Genomic DNA, 18,153 nt, shown 5'->3' on the forward strand with positions numbered 1-18,153 from the left:
ATCATTTGAACTTGTCGCGCATCGCATCGATGCCCGGGATGGTCTTGGTCAGATGCTGATGGGCGGGGTCGAAGCGCTGGATCAGCCCGCGGCGATGCTTGCCGACGAGAATGGTGAAGATATAGCCGCGATGCCCCGGAGAGGTGACCGTAGGGTGGTAGCCCCGGTCGAGCAGGAAGGTGTCGCCGTGGCGGGTCATGAGGATCTTGACCGGGCCGTCGTCGTCATAGGTGATCTGGCTGCCGAAGCCGGTCTCCGGCAGGAAGCGGTAGTGGTAGAGCTCCTCATGCAGGGTCTCGGCATCGCCGTCTTCGGTATCGTGCTTGTGGGGAGGGTAGCCCGACCAGCAGCCCTCGCCGGCATAGAGTTCGCTCACCAGGAGATTGCCGCAGCGGCCGTTCTGGCGTTGCCCGAGCAGGTGGACAATCCGCCGCTGGCTATGCGTGTCGGGCGAGCCGACATTGACTGCGTCCACCTCGTCGGGCGTCACCCGAAACGGAGCGTAGCGCGTCTCGCAAATGCCGCCGGCAATGGCAATTTCCGCGGAGCCGCCACGGGCCGATATCCGGACAATGGCGTCGACGGGCGCATAAACCGAGTCCGCGTCACCTCCCCAGATATCGGCTCGCCGGCCCACGGCTTCGAAGCTAACACCATCCACTTCGATATCCACCTGCCCCGACAGCACGACGTAGAGGCTTTCGTGCAAGGGCAGCCGCCGCGCGTCCCAGCCATCGGCCGGAAGCGTGACGAGGTCGAAATAGATGAGATCGAGCGTCCTGGAGGAGGTACCCACAATGGGACGCTGCTCGGAGCGTGGAATGAATTCGGGCATCAATTGAACTCCGAAATTGTACGGTCGGCAAAGGGATTGAGGGTTAAGGATTCGGCGAAGTGGCAGGCGACTTCATGCCCATCGGCGGTCACGGTGCGTAAGCCCGGCACCTCCTGCTTGCAAAGCTCGGTTGCGTAGCGGCAACGCGGATGGAATGCGCAGCCGGGAGGCGGATGGGCGGGGTCGGCCACCTCGCCCGTCAACCGGATGCGCCTGCCGTGACGGCGCATCCTCGGATCGGCGATCGGCACCGCCGAAAGCAGTGCTTCGGTATAGGGATGGCGCGGGCGGGAAAAGATCTGCTCCGTCGGAGCCTTTTCAACGACACGGCCGACATACATGACGGCGATGTTGTCCGAGATGTGCCTGACGACCGAGAGGTCATGGGCGACGAAGAGATAGGTGAGGCCGAACCGTTCCTGCAGATCCTGCAACAGGTTGATGGTTTGCGCCTGCACGCTGACATCGAGCGCCGAGACGGCCTCGTCGGCAATCACCAGGCGCGGATTGGACGCCAACGCCCGGGCAATGCCGATACGCTGGCGTTCGCCGCCGGAAAAAGCATGGGGATAGCGGCGCATATATTCCGGCCGCAGACCGACGCTCTGCATGAGATCGGCGACCCGGTGTTCGAGTTCCCGGCCTTTGACGATGCCGTTGACACCAAGCACCTCGCCGATGATGTCGATAACGGGAAGGCGCGGGTTGAGCGAAGATTGCGGGTCCTGGAACACCATGCGCAGGTCGCGGTGAATCTCCTTGAGCCCGGGGCCTGACAGCCCCGCGAGATCAACAGTGCCGCCGCTGCGATCGCGATAGCGGATTTCTCCGCTTGTCGGCCGATAGATGCGCAGCACGGTGCGGGCAAGCGTGGACTTGCCGCAACCGGATTCGCCGACGATACCGAGCGTCTCGCCGTCCTCGACGCGAAGCGAAACGCCATCGACCGCCTTGACGTGCCCGACCACGTGCCGAAACGCGCCCTTGCGAATGGGGAAATGCATCCTGAGATCGTTGAGCTCAAGCAGCGGGCTGCGTGGTGTCGCGGAACCGGTCATCACAATCCTCCCTCATAAAGCAGACAGCTGGCGACGTGCCCTTCACCAATGACGACGGATTGGGGATCCTTGCGGTCGCAGAGGCCCGCCCTCGCCTGCTTGCACCGAGGATGAAAGCTGCAGCCCTCGGGCCGGGCAAAACGCGAGGGCACCATGCCGTCGATGGTCGCGAGCCGTTGGCTCGGTTGCCCATGCATGCGCGGCACCGATTGCAGCAGGGCCTTGGTGTAGGGATGAACAGGTGCGTGGAAGATCGTGTCGACATCGCCCGCCTCGACGACGCGGCCGAGATACATGACGACGACCTCGTCGGCGATCTCGGCCACGACGCCGAGATCATGGGTGACGAACAGCACCGACAACCCGAACTCGGCCTGCAGCGAGGCGAGGAGATCGAGGATATTCGCCTGCGTGGTCACGTCGAGTGCCGTGGTCGGCTCGTCGGCGATCAGCAGCTTCGGGCGGCAGGCGAGCGCGAGCGCGATGCAGACGCGCTGACGCATGCCACCAGAAAACTGGAAGGCATAACTTTCCATCCGTTCGGCGGGACGGGGGATGCCGACCAGGGCCAAGGTTTCGATCGCATGTTCACGCGCCTCCTTGCGGCCCATCTTCAGATGCAGCCGGATCACTTCGACCATCTGGTTGCCGATCGTATGGACGGGCGAAAGCGCCGCCATCGGCTCCTGGCTGATCAGGCCGATCTGGGCGCCCCGGATCGCCCGCATGTCGCGGCCGCGCGGATGGAGCGTCGCCAGATCGATGGCGGGTGCCGCCGGATCCGGCCGGTAGCGGATGGCGCCCGAGACGATCCGCCCGCCGCGCGGAACCTGGTTGAGGATCGAGCGGCCGGTAATGCTCTTGCCCGAGCCGGATTCCCCGACGACGCAAACCGTCTTGCCGCGCGGGATACCAAAGGAGACGCCATCGACTGCCCTCACCGTACCCGCCCCGCCGAAGAAATGGGTCCTGAGGTCATCGACCTCGATCAGCGGGTCGCGATGCCCGTGCCGGCCGCCAGCGGTGGCAAAATTGTGATCAGTATTCATAGGGATCTGCAGCATCACGTAGTCCATCACCGAGGAAATTGAGGGCGAGCACGGTGACGATCACCGCTATGCCGGGAAGAAACAGCCAGGGAGCGCTCGAGACGGCGAGAATGTTCTGCGCCTCCTGCAGCAGCACGCCCCAGCTCACCACCGGCGGGCGCAGCCCGATGCCGAGGAAGGAGAGCGCGGTTTCGGCAAGGATCATGGTCGGGATGGCAAGCGTCACCGAGGCGATGATGTGGCTCATGAAGGAAGGAACCATGTGCCGCCAGATGATGCGCATCCGCGAACAGCCATCGAGGTGAGCGGCGATGACGAAGTCCTCCGTCTTCAGCGACAGGAAACGCCCCCGCACCACGCGCGCCAGATCGGTCCAGCCGATCAGCGACAGGATGACCGTGATCCAGAGATAGACCAGGATCGGATCGGCGCTGATCGGAACGGCGGCAGCAAGCCCCATCCACAGCGGGATGGTCGGAATGGAATTGATGAGTTCGATGGAGCGCTGGATGACATCGTCGACCCAGCCGCCATAGAGCCCGGAAATGCCACCGAGGATGATGCCGAGGATGAGGCTGATCGCCACCCCGATCAGGCCGACGGACATGGAAATCCGGGTGCCGTGCACCGTCCGGCTGAAGACGTCTCGGCCGAGCCGGTCGGCGCCGAACAGGTAGAATGGCTTGCCCGCCTCGACCGGGCCGATCAGGTGCCGGTCGAGATCGAACATCCCCCAGAGCCGGTAAGGCTCGCCTTTGACGAAAAATCCCACGGGAATGACGACGGCCGGATCGGGCACATAGGTGCGGCTGAGCGCGATCGGATCGACCTTCATTGAGTAGCCGTTGACATAGAGCGGGTGAAATCTCCCCGCCGCGTCGTAGCCGGCGAATCTCAGCTGCTGGGGCGGCGCATAGGTGTAGCGGGAATCGTAGGTCTGAGAGGAAACCGGGGCCAGGACCTCGGCAAACAGCGCGACCAGGTAAATTAGGAAGATCACGACGCCCGCCGCAAGCGCCAGCCGATGGCGGCAGAAGCGCCGCCAGATGAGTTTCCATTGGCCGGCGACGGCATCGGAATTGCGAATTGGTTCGGGCGATAGTGCGATGGCTTGATCGGTCATTGTCTATCCCCCTTCAGCCGTTGCGGATGCGCGGATCGAGCCAGGCAAGCAGCAGGTCTGAGATCAGCGTGCCGATCAGCGTCAGCATGCTCATCAGCAGGATAAAGGTGCCCGCCAGATACATGTCCTGGGCGAAAAGCGCGTTGAGCAGGAGCGGTCCCGTTATCGGCAGGCTGAGCACGATGGAGACCACCACCGAACCCGATACAAGGTGCGGCAGCACCCAGCCGACGGTCGAGACGAACGGATTGAGCGCCACCCGCACCGGATATTTCAACAACAATCGGATTTCGCTTAAGCCCCGGGCGCGGGCCATGTCGACATATGGCTTGTTGAGCTCGTCAAGCAGATTGGCGCGCATGATGCGGATCAGGGCGGCTGTGGCGCCGGTGCCGAGGACGACAACCGGGATCCACATATGCGACATGAGATCGCCGAGCTTGGCCCAGCTCCAGACCGCGTTGATATAGGTGGGCGAAAACAGCCCACCGACACTCTGGCCGAAATATTGCGCCGAGATGAACATCAGCACCAGCGCCAGCAGGAAATTCGGAACGGCAAGCCCAAGAAAGCCGAAGAAGGTGGCGAAATAGTCGCCGAGCGAATATTGCCGCACGGCCGAATATATGCCGATCGGAAAGGCCACCGCCCAGACGAAGAGCAACGTGGTGACCGAGACCACCATCGTTAATCCCATGCGCGCCCAGATCAGTTCGCTGACCGGCTTGTTCCAATCGAGGGACTGGCCGAAATCGCCGCGCAGCAGGATGCCGCTGATCCATTTCCAATATTGGACGGCCCAAGGCTGATCGAGGCCATAACGTTCGCGCAGGCCGGCGATGACGCTGGGATCGATCGTTTCGTTCTGCGAGGCCAGACGCGCGGTCATCGCGGTCAGGAAGTCGCCCGGCGGCAGCTGAATGATGATGAAGGTCACGACCGAGATCGCGAACATCATCGGGATCATGTAGAGCAGACGTCTGATGATGAAGCCGGCCATATTCGAGCTCCTTCAACCGGCGATACCGATCGGTCTGGATGATGGGGCGAGGCTGGTGGCGGAATAGCGCCGGCGGACGCCATTCCGGACGATCATGTGTCTTACTGCTGGTAGTAGAAAGTCTCCGGCTTGGCCGGTCCCGGCGTCATGTAGAACGACGTGCTCGGAATGACCTTCGGGACGTTGTGCATGTTGGTCTTGACGATGCCGACGCGGTCCGGCTCCAGGTTCGTACCGATGACGTAGAACTCGTCACGGGTGATCGCCAGCAGTTCCTTCATGGCGGCAAGCTGCCTTTCGAGCGTCGGAGCTTCCTGCACCTGCCGATAGAGATCCATCTGCTTCTTGGCGGCCGCGCTTGGTTCCTCGGCGTTCGGATCCTTGGGGTTCTGGTAATAGAGGCCCCAGGCGGTCGCGAAGCTCGATTCATATTCGTGCGGGAAATACCATTTGGGATCGAGCAGGCCGAGGAAGTCATAACCGCCGCCGCCCACCCATCCCAGGCCGTCATTCTCGTTGTTCTGCAGGCGGGAGAAGATCAGTGACCGCTCGGCCGGGCGCGGCTGCATGTCGATGCCGACGGCCCGCCAGTAGCGCTGGATCATCTCGAGGGCGTCAACCTGGATCGGGCTTCCGGTCAAGGCGTCGATTGCAAAGGTGATCCGCTTGCCATCCTGGCCGAGGCGAAAGCCTTCGGCATCTTTTTTAGTGAGGCCGGCCTTGTCGAGATATTGATTGGCAAGATCCACGTTATATTCGAGATATTGCGTCGCCATCTTCTCGTCATAAAGCGCGGTGCCTTCGCGCGGTGCTGCCTGATAGGGCTTTGCCTGTCCGGCATAGATCAGCTGGTTGAGCTCCTCGCGGTTGATGGCGTAGCTGAGACCAATGCGGAAATCCTTGTTGGAGAAGACGGCGCGGAGCGCCGGATTCTTATGGGTCTGGTTGAGCGTGATCAGCAGGGCGTTCGACCAGGCCGGCCGGGCGATGAACAGCCCGTAGCCGCCCTTCTGCTGGTTCTGCACGATCACCGTGCGGGCGTCCGTCGTCTCGATGAAGCGGTTCTGCATGTCGATTTCGCCGCTGATCGCCTTCAGGATGATCGCCTGGGTATCCTGCATCACGTCGATGGTGATGCGATCGAAATAGGGCAGCTGGTTCCCCGCCGTATCCACTTTGGCATAATAGGGATTGCGTTCGCCGACGACCTGGGTCGTGCCATTATAGGGCGCAGTCAACACCCAGGCATCGAGCGTCGGGCGGCCGAGATCACGCCAGCGGCCGGGAAATCCGATCTTGTTGTTGAAGAGCTGGACCCAGTCGGTTGCGCCCGCCGCCTTCACCAGGGCGTCGATTCCGTCGGGATTGAAATCCTTGTGGAACTGCTTGAGGTAATGCGCCGGGGCAGCCGCCAGGATATCGGAGCCGCGCACTGTCGCCATGTTCATCAGGAACAGGCCGTTCGGCGCAGCGAATTTGAAGACGACCTTGTCGTCGCCGATCTTCTCGACCTTGACTGTCTCGCCACCCGCGGTCAGCCAGTTGGGTGCTGCGGGCGTGATCTTGTTGTTGCGAAGCACATTCTCGTTCCACCAGACCAGATCGTCGGCGCTAAAGGGTTCGCCGTCCGACCAGCGCGTGCCTTGCCTCAGGGTGAACGTATACTCGGTCGCATTGGCATTGACTTCGACGTTCTTGGCGATGTCGGGGATCACCTCGGTCCATTCCGGGTTCCAGCGGACCAGTCTCGTATAGCCGATCGAACGTTCGATCTCGCTGTCGCCGCCGCCGAAGGTGGCCGTGCGCCAGATGCCGCCATAGCTGCCGACCGATTCCAGCGGCGTGAGCACCAGCGGCTCCTTCGGCAGCCGCTGTTCGACCGGCGGCAGCTTGCCGGCGTCGACGAGCGTCTTGAGTTCCGGCGCCTCCTGAAAACCAAAGGCCGCACCCGCCCAACCGGAACCAATGAGGACAGCAGCGGCAACGGTCGAGACGACCTGCCGTCGTAGAATTCTGACGTGTTGCATAGTCTCCTCCCAATGATCTCGCTCTAGCTTATCGTTAACGTATTTCCTCCAGCTCTTACGTTAACGTTACCGTTCCAAATTGTCAAAAAGATTCTGAAGTCCGCATACTGAACCTGGACGCCTTGGCATTCTCAGAAATTGTGTTAGTTATCGTTATCGTAAACATTGCACCTCCGAGAGACTGTCCCGTTGAGCCGCACCAAAGAGCCGGAATCCAAGATAACGATCGCCGATGTCGCGCGCGCCGCAGGCGTATCGCCGATGACGGTATCGCGCGTGCTCAACGATCAGGGCGGCGCCAGCGCCGAGACCACGCAGCGCATTCTCCTAGCCGCGAACGAACTCAACTACCGACCCAATCCCTTCGCACGCGGGTTGCGATCCGACCGCTCGAAGACCATCGGCCTTCTCGTCCCCGACATCACCAATCCGTTCTTTCCCGAGGTCATCAGAGGAGCCGAGGACGCGGCGAGTGCTGCCGGCTACAACCTGCTTCTCTCTAACGTCGTCGAGAACAGCAAACGCGAAGGCGAACTCATCGAGGCGCTGCTGCGCCACCGGGTCGACGGCATCATCGTCTGCAGCGCGCGCCTGCCGGATGCCGCCCTCCACAAGGCGCTCGCACACCATCGCGCTGCGGTGCTCATCAACCGCGAAGCTCCCCCCGAAGTGGCGGGAACGATTGTCACGGACTACGAAACCGGGGCGTCGCGTGCAATCGATCATCTGGTCGAGCGCGGTCGCCGCAGGATTGCGATCATTGCGGGGCCGCGCAGCTCCTTCGGCGGCAAGAGCCGTCTTGTCGGCATCCGCAAGACGCTCGCCGTCCATGGGCTGAAGGCGCACGGCATCGTCTATTGCGATCCGACAGCCGCGAGCGGGCAAACCGCGGCCGCGCAATTGCTGGCGGAAGCGCCCGATATCGATGCCCTCGTCTGCTACAACGACCTCAATGCGATCGGCGCCATGAAGGCCTTCCGGGCTGCCGGCATTTCGATCCCCGAGCAGATCGCCCTGATCGGTTTCGACGACATCCCGGCTGCCGAACTGCTGTCCCCGGCGCTAACGACGTTGCGCGTGCAAAAACGGGAAATGGGAGAGGAAGCCGTGCGCCTGCTGCTCAGCCGTATCGCCACCAAGAACCGTCAGCACGGCATCGTCATCGTGCCTGAACTCATCATCCGCGAAACGACTTGAACGCCACCTCAGCATGATGCCGGAAGGCTACCGCGGTTTCGGACGACACCATGCTTCCAGCTCTTGAAGTCTGAACAGGAGGAAAATCCATGGACTCCGATAGCCTGCAGTCACTGGCCTTGCCCGAGGAGAAGAAGGCCTGGTTCGTTCACGACCGGTTCGGCATGTTCGTGCATTGGGGGCTCTATGCCCTGCCGGCGCGCCATGAATGGGTCAAGAGCCGCGAAGAGCTCACCGACGCCGACTACCAAAAATATTTCGATCATTTCGATCCCGATCTCTACGAGCCCAGGGAATGGGCGAGACGCGCCAAGGCCGCAGGCATGAAATATGTGGTGCTGACCACCAAGCACCATGAAGGCTTCTGCCTCTGGGATACCAAGGCCACCGACTTCAAGGTGACCAACACGCCTTATGGAAAGGATCTGCTGGGGCCTTTCGTCGACGCCTTCCGCGCCGAGGGCCTGAGGATCGGCTTCTACTATTCACTGATCGACTGGCATCATCCCGACTTCACGGTCGATCCGCGCCACCCGCAGCGAAATCATGCCGATGCGGCGAAGATCAACGAAGGCCGCGACATCGGGCGCTACGCCGCCTTCATGCGCGAGCAGGTGGGCGAACTGCTGACCGAGTTCGGGCGGATCGACATCATGTGGTTCGATTTCAGCTATCCGCAATGGAAGCTCGGGGATCTGGTCGGTAAAGGCCACCGGGACTGGGAAAGCGAGAAGCTCGTGCGCCTGGTGCGCGAGCTTGCGCCTGACATCATCATCAACAATCGGCTCGATCTTGCCGGCTTGCAGCCGGACATCGTCACGCCCGAGCAATATATGCCGCGCGCCTGGCCGAAACGCGACGGCCGGCGCGTCGTCTGGGAAGCCTGCCAGACGCTCAGCGGCTCCTGGGGCTATCACCGTGACGAGGACACCTGGAAAAGCACCGAGCAGCTGGTGCAGATGCTGGTCGGCACCGTTGCCATCGGCGGCAATCTGCTGATGAATGTCGGGCCGACGGGACGTGGAACGCTCGATCATCGCGCGATGGCAGCCCTTGCCGCTTACGAGGAATGGATGGCACTGCACGAGCGCAGCATCGTCGGCTGCACTCAGTCGGACTTTGCCGCTCCGCCCGATTGCCGCCTGACGCAGAACGGCGACCGCCTCTACATCCACCTGTTCAACTGGCCCTATAAACATCTGCATTTCGATGCGTTGGCGGGCAAGATCGAATATGCACAATTCCTGCATGACGCCAGCGAAGTCACCTGGCTGCGCCCGTCGGCCAATACACTATGGGCTAATACTCAGTTCCCGGTTGCCGAGGATGAACTGACATTCGTCCTGCCGGTGCGCCGCCCTAAGGTCACCGTCCCGGTCATCGAGGTAAAGCTCAAGGTGGGGATTGCGGCCGGCATTCAGGCCTAACGCCTCGCTCCCCGTTGCTTCAGGACAGGCCGATCGCCACCGGCCGGTCGAGGTTACGGGCGAGATAATCCTGGATCTGGCGAACGATCTGGCCGGCATGGGCAATCGCCAGCCGATCGGCGCGTTCGGCGTCTCCGGCCTCGATCGCAGCGATGATTTCCTCATGTTCATCAACATATTGGCGCGGCAGCCGGTCGTCGAAGGTCGAATAATAAAGGCGAAGGATGCGCCTGCCTTCGTCGAGCAGCCTGGCGAAGAAGGCCGTATAATAGGAATTGCCCGCAAGCTCGGCGATCGCCACGTGGAATTCGCGGTTCGCCTCGATCATCGCAAAGGCGTCGCGCGCGGCAACCGCGCCGGCGAAATCCTTCTGGTGCCGGCGGATAGTCGCCATGATCGCATCGTTCCGCCGCCCGGCGGCTGCGCGCGTCGTCACCCGATACATCAGGGTCAGCGCTTCGAAATAAGTGGGCAAGTTGGCGAAATCGATCGGTGCAACGATCGTGTTCCTGTTCGGCAGGGTCGTGACGAGGCCGTCGGCGGAAAGCCGCAACAGCGCCTCGCGAATGGGCGTCCTCGACATGCCGAAACGCTCCGACAGCCGCACCTCATCGAGCGGACTGCCAGGCTCCAGCGCCATCGACAAGATTTCCCGGCGCAGCGCGGCGTAGACGCTCTGCGTGCCGGAACCGCGCACCCGCACATTTTCCGCGTCATTCTGCATGCATTCCTCCCCTTGATGAGAGCCTTTTATTGCGTTTTAGCCGTTTTCCGCAACGCCCATGGGTTTGTCGAAATCAAAATGGTTGAATCTTGTCGACAGTTTGTATATAAGGAGCCGACCTTAACGGAGTTTCAATCGATGACAACAGGATGGAAGGGCGTATTTCCCGCCGTAACGACGCAATTCAATGAAGATCTGTCCGTGGATCTGACCGCGACCCAGCGCGTCCAGGACGCGCTTGTCAATGACGGCGTCAACGGACTGATCGTCATGGGCACCTGCGGCGAGAACAATTCGCTCGATCCCGATGAGAAGCGCACGATCCTCAAAGCCGCCGTCGAGGTCGTCAATGGCCGCGTTCCGGTTGTGACGGGCGTCTCCGAATTCGATACGCGCCGCGCCGTCGCCTATGCCCGCGATGCCGAAAAGCTCGGCGCCGACGGCCTGATGCTGCTGCCGGCCATGGTCTATGTGCCGAAGCCGGAGGAGCTGATCGCGCATTTCCGCACGGTCGCCGAGGCGACCTCGCTGCCGATCATGCTCTACAACAATCCGCCGGCCTACCGCGTCAACATCGGCGCGGACGTCCTGAAGGTGCTTGCCGACGTGCCGAATATCAAGGCGGTCAAGGAAAGCGCCCCGGATCCGCGCCGCTTCACCGATCTCATTAACGCCTTCGGCGACCGTTTCGATATCTTTGCCGGCCTCGACGACGTCGCGCTCGAGGGCCTCATGCTCGGCGCCAAGGGCTGGGTTTCCGGCCTGACCAGCGCCTTCCCTGAGGAATCCGTGCAACTCGTGGCAGCCGCCGAACGCGGCGACTGGGAAGAGGCCCGCAGGATCTACCGCTGGTTCATGCCGCTTCTGCATCTCGATGCCGAGCATGATCTCGTGCAGTCGATCAAGCTCGCCGAGCAGATCATGGGCCGCGGCTCCGAACGCGTCCGCATGCCCCGCCTGCCGCTTTCGGGGGCACGGCGCACCGAAGTTACCGCGATGGTCGAGAAGGCTGCCGCCACGCGTCCCTCGAAACTCGGCAAAGCCGCCTGAGACTGTGAGGCCGGCAGCACGCAACGGCAGCCGGCCTTATCATGTCCGGCGCTATGTGTCTGGAGCGTTACCGGAGCGAGTGAGGCTATTGCGGCTGACCAGCGACGGTATCTGGAAAATATGCTCAGCGCCGGTGCGGCCCTCTATTCTCGAAATCAATGTCCGGGTAGCGACCTGGCCGAGCTCCCTGCCCGACTGATCGATGCTTGCGAGATTGACGAGGCCGAGCGCTGCAGTCGACGAATTGTCATATCCGACGACGGCAAGATCTTCGGGCACACGCACACCCATCTCCATGGCGAGGCTCAGAAGGGTGATGGCGTCGAGATCGCTCCAGCAGAACACGGCGCGCGGCCTGTTCTTCCTCGACAGGAACTTTCGCATCGTTTCCTCGCGCTTTGGCGGGGCGATCGGAATTTTAGTGATCGGCGCAGACGATCCCAACCCGGCGCGCTGGATCGCCCGGCGGAAACCGATCTCGCGCTGGCGCACGACAGAGACCTGGTGCCCCTCACGCTCGCCGAGGCTCAGCATTTCGATGTCGCGATAACCGCAGGCAAGCAGCGCTTCCACCGCAATTTCCGCCCCGCGCTGATCGTCGGCATTGACCGTATCGAAGGCCGTTGCGCCGGCATCGTGATAACCGACCGCGACGATCGGTATCTGAGTGGCGAATTTTGCGATGATTTCCGAGGGCAGGCGCGGCGCAACCAGGATCAGGCCATCCATCTTGTAGTCGATCATCGACTCGATCAACGACGTTTCCAGCTGCACGCGCGCATCGCTGACGCCGATCATCGCCTGGTAATGCGAAGGCGCCAGCACGCCGTTTACGCCGGCAATCACATCCGGAAGGAAGGGATTGCGGATGTCGATCAACAGCACGCCGATGGTGAAAGTGCGGCCGCGCAACCCGCGCGCTGCGCGTGAGGGCCGATATCCAAGCGCTTCAATAGCGTCGTTCACTCTCGCCCGCAGCGCTTCGCTGACGCCATAGGCGTTCCGCATCACCTTGGAGACCGCGGCGACCGATACGCCTGCATGCGTTGCCACTGTTCGGATCGTCACGCGATCATTTCGTTGCAGTCTTTTCTTCTCTTCGATTGACATGAAATCTCTGGGCTACGCTGCGGGCCGTCACGACGCCCGTAGAACCACCATGGCAGACTGGCGACGAAATTTCTATTGCGCTCCCGAAAAAAATGTAGAACGTTATATGGAGAACGTTCTACAACTCGTTGGGAGGAATTGATGAACTTTCAGCCGGCAGCCATCGATGGCAACCTCGTTTCTCGCTCCTGGTCCGGAGAGATGATTGCACCACTGTCGGACCGCGGCCAGGGAACGGCCGCAAGCTTCGTCTCCAAGACCTTCGATCATGACGGCACCGGCCTTCCGGTCGAACTCTTCATCTCGGCGCTCGGTCTCTATCGCTGCTTCATCAACGGCACCCGCGTCGGCAACGATCTGCTGACACCCGGCTGGACGAATTACGACGACCGCATTGCCTATCAGCGATACGACATCTCGAAACTGCTGAAGTCAGGCGTCAACCGGATAGAAATCTGGCTGGCCGACGGGTGGTACCGCTCGCCCATCATGTGGGGCGCCAAGTCTATTCCCAACTGCTGGGGCGACAGGATCGGGGCCATTGCGGATCTGGTCGGCCCCAGCGGCACCATCCTTTCCACCGATACGACCTGGCAAAGCGGCCTTTTGCCGATCCTGAAGTCGGGAATCTATTTCGGCGAGATTTACGACGGGCTTGCCGAAAACTTAGCCGAAACGCACGGTACAGAGCGATTGGCCTTCGACAAAGGACTGCTCGTCGCGCATGAGACGGCAGCGGTGCGGGAACTGCAGCCGCTCGCCCCTGTCGAGAGCTGGACCGATCATGAAGGCAGGACGATCTACGATTTTGGCCAGAATGTCGGCGGCTACGTCAGATACACGGTCCGTGGCGTCGGCGGCACCGAAGTGCGGGTCGAGCACTCCGAAGTCCTCGGGCCGGAGCGCCACTTCGACAATCGCAACTATCGCGCCGCTGCCGCGCACACCCTCTATACGCTGCACGGAGATGGTGACGAAACTTATGCGCCGCATTTCACTTTTCACGGCTTCCGTTATGCAAGGGTGACGATCAAAGGCGATGCCGAAATTCTTGAGATCGCGTCGATCCCGATCTCGTCGGTACCGGAACCGGCCGGCGGCTTCACCTCTGGCAATCCTCTCGTCAATCGCCTGGTTGAGAATACCATCTGGTCGCAGCGGGGCAATTTTATCGAAGTGCCCACAGATTGCCCGCAACGCGACGAACGGCTTGGCTGGACGGGTGATGCCCAGGTGTTTGCCGCAACCGCCTGCTGGCTGAGCGACAGCCAGTCCTTCCTTCGGAAATATCTGCGGGATGTAATGGCCGACCAGCGCGAGGACGGCGCCGTCTCGCATTTCTCGCCCGACCCGACGCGTCTGCACCCCGACAATTTCCCGGGCTATGCCGGCTCGACCGGCTGGGGGGACGCGATCGTCGTGATCCCGTGGGTGCTCTACACCCATTACGCCGATCGGGCCGTTCTTTCGGAATGCCTGGGCTCGATGGTTCGCTGGGTCGATTTCGTCTGGTCCATCTCGAATGGCCCGATCGTCCGGCCGCCGTCGCATTGGGGCGCCCGCGGCTTCACCTTCGGCGATTGGCTGCAGCCGGTCGGCGATAACAGAAAGCCGCGCCCGACAATTGCCGACGACTGCGCAGCGACCCTCTACCACTTCATCTCGACGGATCTCCTGGCGAAGATCGCCGGCATTCTCGGCGAGCATGGGCTCGAAGAGCAGATGAAAAGCCGCGCCGATCAGATCCGGCTGGCCTTTGCCAACGAGTTCATCACGCCGGCGGGGCGGCTCGCCCATAACGACCAGACATCCTATGCACTGGCTTTCCTCTATGATCTGATACCGGCGGAGCATCAGCAAGCCGCCCGGCAGCATTTCCGGAAGGTGATTGTCGACGCCAACTACAAGATCGGCACCGGTTTCATCGGCACGCCTGCCCTTTTGCCGGCCCTGACGAAGCTCGGAATGGACGACCTTGCCGAAAAGGTCTTCCTGCAGGAAGACGTGCCGGGCTGGCTCTACCAGGTGTCGAAGGGGGCGACGACGATCTGGGAGCGCTGGGATTCCATGGCACCCGACGGCACCATCTACGAACCCGATATGAACAGCTACAATCATTATGCCTATGGCGCCGTCTGCCAATGGCTGTTCGAATGCGTCGCCGGCATTTCGCCGAGCCCGGAGGCGCCCGGATTTGCCGAGGTGATCGTCGATCCCGCGCCGATCGCGTCGCTTTCCCCGGTTTCAGCCTATCACGATATCAGCCAGGGGCGCATAGAGGCCGGCTGGACCTGCGCCGGCAGCGAGGTCACCTACGTGCTGACGCTTCCGGAGGGTTGCGTCGGCCGCTTCCGGCCCGGCCGGCGGCACCGGAACCCGTCGCTCAATGGGGAGCCCGTCATCGAGGAGGCGGTTCTTCCCCCGGGCACGCACCGGCTGGTCTTTTCCCTTAGCTGATTACTGAGGAGCATATAGGTCACACCGTTCAGAGGAGGAACGTCATGACACATCGGATAAGGCTCATTCTTGCGGGCGCGTCCACGCTTGTTGCGCTGGCAGCGGCTAGCCCGTCGCACGCGGAAACCACGCTGTCATTCCTGATCGACAACAGTCCCGATACTGTCGCGGCCGCCGAGGCACTGGTTGCTGCTTACCAGGCCAAGGCGCCCGACGTGACCATCGAAATCGAACAGCGGCCGGGCGGCGGCGAAGGCGACAATATCGTCAAGACGCGTCTGGCGACGGGTGAAATGCCAGACGTGTTCCTCTATAATTCCGGCTCGCTGCTGCAGGCGCTGAAGCCTGCTCAGACGCTCGTCGACCTTAGCAGCCTTTCGTCGCAGGCAAAGGTGGATGAAGGTTTCAAATCCGTCGTCCGCGCCGAAGACAAGCTTTACGGCGTTCCCTTCGGCACGGCGATGGCGGGCGGGATCCTCTATAACAGAAAGATCTACCAGGACCTCGGCCTCTCCGTCCCGAAAACATGGGCGGAGTTCATGGCGAACAATGAAAAGGTCAAGGCTGCGGGCAAAGTCGCCGTCGCACAAACCTATCGCGACACCTGGACCTCGCAGCTCTTCGTGCTGGCCGACTATTATAATCTGCATGCCGCAGTGCCGAACTTCGCCGCCGACTATACCGCCAACAAGGCGAAATATGCCGAGACGCCGGCGGCCATGAAAGGTTTCGAGCGGTTGAAGGATGTTCACGATGCCGGCCTGATGAACGAGGACTTCGGCGCGGCAAGTTATGACGACGGGTTGAGAATGGTCGCGACCGGCGAGGCGGCGCACTATCCGATGCTGACCTTCGCAGTGGGCGTGTTGAAACAGAATTATCCTGAAAACCTCGGCGATGTCGGTTTCTTTGCCCAGCCGAGCGACGATGCCGCGGTCAATGGCCTGACAGTCTGGATGCCGCCTGCCCTCTACATTCCCGCTGCCAGCCAGCATATCGAAGAAGCGAAGAAATTCGTCGATTTCGCCGGAGGCGTTGAGGGCTGCAAGATCATGGTCGACACCAACACGGTTCAGGGGCCTTCGCTCGTCGATGGCTGCGATCTGCCCGCCGATGTGCCGCCTGTGGTCAAGGATATGACCCCCTACTTCGAAACCAAGGGCAAGACGACACCGGCGCTGGAATTCGTTTCGCCGGTCAAGGGGCCGTCACTCGAACAGATCACCGTCGAAGTCGGCTCCGGCATCCGCCAGCCCGCCGACGCGGCGAAACTCTACGACGACGATGTGCGCAAACAGGCCAAGCAGCTCGGTCTGCCCAACTGGTAGCGGTCTTTCGGGCCAATTACCTCGCTCCTGACGGAGCGAGGTTCCACCCGATCGAAGAGGTAGTCATGATCGAGACCCGCCCCCGCTCGCGCAAATCGCCCTACCCGCTGTGGTTTTTCCTTCCGGCTGCGGTCATATATGGCGTGCTGTTTCTGGTTCCCACGGTTTCGTCTCTGTGGTTCAGCCTGACGCGCTGGGATCTTTCGACGGCGCAATTCATCGGGCTCGAAAACTTTCAGCAGTTCTTCTCCGAGCCGTTCCTGATCAAGGGACTGATCAACACCCTGATCTATGCCGTGACGACATCCGGGTTGAAGACGGTCTGCGGGCTGCTTCTGGCCGTGCTCCTGACCGGGAATATCTTTGCCCGTGGGTTCCTGAGAACGCTGGTCTTCTTCCCAGTCCTGGTGTCGACGATCGGCATCGGCATTACCTTTGCGGTGATGATGCATCCGACGAAGGGTATCATCAATGTCACGCTCGAAATGCTCGGCGTTGCGGGGCCGGGATGGCTGACCAACCCGGCGCTCGCGCTTTTTTCCGTTGCCTTGGTCGACGTCTGGAAGGGTGTCGGCCTTGCCACCCTGATCTTCATCGCCGGTCTTGCTGCCATCAGCCCCGACTATTACGAAGCCGCCAGAATCGACGGCGCCACGCGGCTCCAGCAATTCTTCCGGATCACCCTGCCGCTCGTGCGCCCGGCCACCGTCATCGTCGTGACATTGTCGCTGATCGGCGGGCTTCGCTCCTTCGATCTCATATGGGCCATGACCCGCGGCGGTCCGGGCTTCTCCTCGGATGTGATCGCCTCGGTGATCTACAAGCAGTACCAGGCCGGCTTCTATGGTCTGTCGACGGCCGGAAACGTCATCCTGTTCGCGCTGATTACCGTAATCATTCTGCCATTCACCCTGTGGTTCAACCGGCGCGAGGTCGAGGAATGAGAAGCGTCCGCCCCTATCTGACCGGCGCGATAGCCATGGCGGTGGCGGCCGTCATCTTCGTCATGCCGTTCGTTTTCGTAGCGCTCCAGGCGGTCAAATCCAAATCGGAGGCCTCCCGCCTCGATTTCGAATTGCCCGGCCAGTGGCTGTTCTGGGACAATCTCGTCGCTGTCTTCAAGGCGCGCGACTATCAGCTTGTGCTCGCATATTTCAACTCTACCCTGATCACGGTCGTCTCCGTCACGATCCTGATCCTCCTGTCGGCAATGGTCGGATATGTCATGCAGCGGCGCAAGACCGCCTGGAACCGGGCTGCCTTGATCGCGCTTTTCATGGGCCTGATGATGCCACCGGCTGTCGTGCCGACCATCAGCCTCTTGCAGGATATCGGTCTCTTCAAGACCATGACGGGGATGATCCTGATCCAGGTCGCCTATAATCTCTCCTTTTCGGTACTGCTCTACCGCTCATTCATCTCGACCATCCCGCGCGATCTCGACGAGGCGGCGCTGATCGATGGCGCTAAGCCGCGGCAGATCTTCTTCCGGGTGGTGCTGCCGCTCCTGAAGCCGGTGACGGTAACCAATATCGTCGTACAGTCGATCGCGATCTTCAACGACTTCACCAATCCGCTCTACTACCTTCCGGGCAAGGAGAACGTCACGGTGCAGCTGACGCTCTATAATTTCCAGAGCATGTATTCGAGCCAGTACAATCTGCTCTTCATGAACATCCTCCTCGTGACGATCCCACCGCTGATCGTCTTCATTTTCTTCAACCGTCAGATCGTCGCGGGCATGACGGCGGGCGGAGTAAAAGGGTAG

Annotated in this window: 15 protein-coding genes; 7 read left to right on the forward strand and 8 right to left on the reverse strand. The window is 61.4% G+C overall.

The features are described 5' to 3' along the window. Window position 1 precedes the first annotated feature (1 nt). The 6 genes from GA0061105_RS10240 to GA0061105_RS10265 form a co-directional block, all read right to left on the reverse strand. Window positions 2-835 (reverse strand): 5-deoxy-glucuronate isomerase, encoded by an 834-nt coding sequence (locus GA0061105_RS10240; RefSeq protein WP_092749918.1) that lies wholly within the window; start codon window positions 833-835, stop codon window positions 2-4. Then, entirely contained in the window at window positions 835-1,893 is a 1,059-nt protein-coding gene (locus GA0061105_RS10245; protein ID WP_092749920.1) for an ABC transporter ATP-binding protein, read from the reverse strand. Before GA0061105_RS10245 ends, GA0061105_RS10240 begins: the two co-directional genes overlap by 1 nt. Continuing rightward, window positions 1,893-2,942 (reverse strand): ABC transporter ATP-binding protein, encoded by a 1,050-nt coding sequence (locus tag GA0061105_RS10250; protein WP_092749922.1) that lies wholly within the window; start codon window positions 2,940-2,942, stop codon window positions 1,893-1,895. The genes GA0061105_RS10245 and GA0061105_RS10250 overlap by 1 nt, the downstream gene beginning before the upstream one ends. Further along, window positions 2,932-4,065 (reverse strand): ABC transporter permease, encoded by a 1,134-nt coding sequence (locus tag GA0061105_RS10255; protein WP_064695251.1) that lies wholly within the window; start codon window positions 4,063-4,065, stop codon window positions 2,932-2,934. Before GA0061105_RS10255 ends, GA0061105_RS10250 begins: the two co-directional genes overlap by 11 nt. Window positions 4,066-4,078: 13 nt before the next feature. After that, window positions 4,079-5,065: an ABC transporter permease gene (locus tag GA0061105_RS10260; RefSeq protein ID WP_092749924.1), complete on the reverse strand. Its 987-nt coding sequence runs from the start codon at window positions 5,063-5,065 to the stop codon at window positions 4,079-4,081. A 101-nt stretch (window positions 5,066-5,166) separates the two neighbouring features. Next, window positions 5,167-7,092 carry an ABC transporter substrate-binding protein gene (locus GA0061105_RS10265; protein WP_092749926.1) on the reverse strand — a complete coding sequence of 642 codons (1,926 nt, stop codon included), beginning with the start codon at window positions 7,090-7,092 and terminating at the stop codon, window positions 5,167-5,169. 189 nt (window positions 7,093-7,281) lie between these two features. Here GA0061105_RS10265 and GA0061105_RS10270 point away from each other — a divergent pair, with 189 nt between their 5' ends. Together GA0061105_RS10270 and GA0061105_RS10275 are read left to right on the forward strand one after the other, a co-directional pair. Beyond that, a complete protein-coding gene (locus GA0061105_RS10270) occupies window positions 7,282-8,289 on the forward strand; it encodes a LacI family DNA-binding transcriptional regulator (RefSeq protein ID WP_082929020.1) in 1,008 nt (335 codons plus the stop codon). 89 nt (window positions 8,290-8,378) lie between these two features. Next, on the forward strand, window positions 8,379-9,716 hold the full coding sequence (locus tag GA0061105_RS10275; RefSeq protein WP_092749928.1) for an alpha-L-fucosidase: 1,338 nt from the start codon (window positions 8,379-8,381) through the stop codon (window positions 9,714-9,716). Window positions 9,717-9,735: 19 nt separating this feature from the next. Here GA0061105_RS10275 and GA0061105_RS10280 read toward each other — a convergent pair whose 3' ends face one another. Next, the gene (locus GA0061105_RS10280) at window positions 9,736-10,440 is read right to left on the reverse strand and encodes a GntR family transcriptional regulator (protein WP_064695255.1); all 705 of its coding nucleotides are present in this window, start codon (window positions 10,438-10,440) and stop codon (window positions 9,736-9,738) included. Between the two features lie 138 nt (window positions 10,441-10,578). Here GA0061105_RS10280 and GA0061105_RS10285 point away from each other — a divergent pair, with 138 nt between their 5' ends. After that, window positions 10,579-11,490 carry a dihydrodipicolinate synthase family protein gene (locus GA0061105_RS10285; RefSeq protein ID WP_064695256.1) on the forward strand — a complete coding sequence of 304 codons (912 nt, stop codon included), beginning with the start codon at window positions 10,579-10,581 and terminating at the stop codon, window positions 11,488-11,490. 51 nt (window positions 11,491-11,541) lie between these two features. Here the strand turns inward: GA0061105_RS10285 and GA0061105_RS10290 are convergent, their stop codons facing one another. Then, entirely contained in the window at window positions 11,542-12,600 is a 1,059-nt protein-coding gene (locus GA0061105_RS10290) for a LacI family DNA-binding transcriptional regulator (RefSeq protein ID WP_064695257.1), read from the reverse strand. Between the two features lie 141 nt (window positions 12,601-12,741). Between GA0061105_RS10290 and GA0061105_RS10295 the strand changes: the two genes are divergently transcribed. From GA0061105_RS10295 to GA0061105_RS10310, 4 genes are all read left to right on the forward strand, one after another. Then, the gene (locus tag GA0061105_RS10295) at window positions 12,742-15,057 is read left to right on the forward strand and encodes an alpha-L-rhamnosidase (RefSeq protein WP_092749930.1); all 2,316 of its coding nucleotides are present in this window, start codon (window positions 12,742-12,744) and stop codon (window positions 15,055-15,057) included. A gap of 44 nt (window positions 15,058-15,101) precedes the next feature. Beyond that, window positions 15,102-16,385: an ABC transporter substrate-binding protein gene (locus GA0061105_RS10300; protein WP_092749932.1), complete on the forward strand. Its 1,284-nt coding sequence runs from the start codon at window positions 15,102-15,104 to the stop codon at window positions 16,383-16,385. A 65-nt stretch (window positions 16,386-16,450) separates the two neighbouring features. After that, window positions 16,451-17,329: a carbohydrate ABC transporter permease gene (locus GA0061105_RS10305; RefSeq protein ID WP_092749934.1), complete on the forward strand. Its 879-nt coding sequence runs from the start codon at window positions 16,451-16,453 to the stop codon at window positions 17,327-17,329. Then, entirely contained in the window at window positions 17,326-18,153 is an 828-nt protein-coding gene (locus tag GA0061105_RS10310) for a carbohydrate ABC transporter permease (RefSeq protein WP_092749936.1), read from the forward strand. The genes GA0061105_RS10305 and GA0061105_RS10310 overlap by 4 nt, the downstream gene beginning before the upstream one ends.

The organism is Rhizobium aethiopicum, from assembly GCF_900094625.1.
Classification (GTDB): domain Bacteria; phylum Pseudomonadota; class Alphaproteobacteria; order Rhizobiales; family Rhizobiaceae; genus Rhizobium; species Rhizobium aethiopicum.

Coding starts and splice junctions, on each gene's coding strand:
- GA0061105_RS10245 (WP_092749920.1), bottom strand. CDS start 1,893: ATGACCGGTTCCGCGACACCACGCAGCCCGCTGCTTGAGCTCAACGAT.
- GA0061105_RS10240 (WP_092749918.1), bottom strand. CDS start 835: ATGCCCGAATTCATTCCACGCTCCGAGCAGCGTCCCATTGTGGGTACC.
- GA0061105_RS10250 (WP_092749922.1), bottom strand. CDS start 2,942: ATGAATACTGATCACAATTTTGCCACCGCTGGCGGCCGGCACGGGCAT.
- GA0061105_RS10300 (WP_092749932.1), top strand. CDS start 15,102: ATGACACATCGGATAAGGCTCATTCTTGCGGGCGCGTCCACGCTTGTT.
- GA0061105_RS10305 (WP_092749934.1), top strand. CDS start 16,451: ATGATCGAGACCCGCCCCCGCTCGCGCAAATCGCCCTACCCGCTGTGG.
- GA0061105_RS10310 (WP_092749936.1), top strand. CDS start 17,326: ATGAGAAGCGTCCGCCCCTATCTGACCGGCGCGATAGCCATGGCGGTG.
- GA0061105_RS10285 (WP_064695256.1), top strand. CDS start 10,579: ATGACAACAGGATGGAAGGGCGTATTTCCCGCCGTAACGACGCAATTC.
- GA0061105_RS10255 (WP_064695251.1), bottom strand. CDS start 4,065: ATGACCGATCAAGCCATCGCACTATCGCCCGAACCAATTCGCAATTCC.
- GA0061105_RS10280 (WP_064695255.1), bottom strand. CDS start 10,440: ATGCAGAATGACGCGGAAAATGTGCGGGTGCGCGGTTCCGGCACGCAG.
- GA0061105_RS10275 (WP_092749928.1), top strand. CDS start 8,379: ATGGACTCCGATAGCCTGCAGTCACTGGCCTTGCCCGAGGAGAAGAAG.
- GA0061105_RS10290 (WP_064695257.1), bottom strand. CDS start 12,600: ATGTCAATCGAAGAGAAGAAAAGACTGCAACGAAATGATCGCGTGACG.
- GA0061105_RS10295 (WP_092749930.1), top strand. CDS start 12,742: ATGAACTTTCAGCCGGCAGCCATCGATGGCAACCTCGTTTCTCGCTCC.
- GA0061105_RS10265 (WP_092749926.1), bottom strand. CDS start 7,092: ATGCAACACGTCAGAATTCTACGACGGCAGGTCGTCTCGACCGTTGCC.
- GA0061105_RS10260 (WP_092749924.1), bottom strand. CDS start 5,065: ATGGCCGGCTTCATCATCAGACGTCTGCTCTACATGATCCCGATGATG.